This is a genomic window from Bradyrhizobium sp. Ken01 (assembly GCF_055807355.1).
The window spans coordinates 1-269 of sequence record NZ_JBVVPC010000216.1 but is presented as its reverse complement, the minus strand read 5'-3'; the positions used below and the strand labels follow the sequence as shown (position 1 = coordinate 269).

The 269-nt window shown below is 53.2% G+C and carries 1 protein-coding gene; it reads left to right on the top strand.

The window, feature by feature from the left end:
- The coding region (locus AC0L3S_RS39400) for a 4-alpha-glucanotransferase (RefSeq protein WP_473285356.1) at positions 1-269 on the top strand (269 nt) is incomplete at both ends.

The following is a 269-nucleotide window of genomic DNA, read 5'->3' as shown; positions in this document are numbered from 1 at the left end:
AGGGCTGCTGGATGCACTGCATAAATATGGTTGTCTGCCGAAACGTGCCGGGCATAAGGCATCGTTGATGTCGATGACGCCGACGCTGAACCGTGGTTTGCAGCGCTACATTGCCGACAGTAACAGTGCTCTGTTAGGACTACAGCCGGAAGACTGGCTGGATATGGCCGAACCGGTGAATATTCCTGGCACCAGTTACCAGTATAAAAACTGGCGACGCAAGCTTTCCGCAACGCTTGAGTCGATGTTTGCCGATGATGGCGTGAACA